1 pseudogene is annotated in these 321 nt (G+C 73.8%); it reads right to left on the bottom strand.

Annotated elements, in window-relative coordinates:
* Nucleotides 1-143 (bottom strand): annotated as a pseudogene (locus tag SB816_RS30575) (phosphatidylinositol diacylglycerol-lyase); the annotation flags it as partial.
* Nucleotides 144-321 lie beyond the last annotated feature (178 nt).

The following is a 321-nucleotide window of genomic DNA, read 5'->3' as shown; positions in this document are numbered from 1 at the left end:
CACGCGACCAGCGCGCGCACGAGCGCCCAGTCGTCGTCATCGCAGAAGTCGAGCAGCATCGCGCCGCACGGGCCGGGCCGTTCGCGCAGGTGTTGGGCGAGCCGCGCATGGATGCCCTGCACGCGGCCGTCGCCGCGCGCGACGCGTCAGCGGCGCCAGTAGCCGTGGTGGCCCCAGCCGCCATAACCGTGATGCCAGTACGGACGGCCGTAATAGCCGCCGACCACCACCGGCGGCGGCGCATAGTACGCCGGCGCAGGCGCGTAATACACGGGCGGAGGCGGCGGTGCGTAGTAGACGGGCGGCGGCGGCGCGTACACG

Origin of the sequence: Achromobacter sp. SIMBA_011 (assembly GCF_046535435.1) — a bacterium.
Classification (GTDB): Bacteria; Pseudomonadota; Gammaproteobacteria; order Burkholderiales; family Burkholderiaceae_B; genus Achromobacter; species Achromobacter dolens.
The sequence above is the reverse complement of the archived record's forward strand: the minus strand, read 5'-3'. Positions and strand labels throughout refer to the sequence as shown.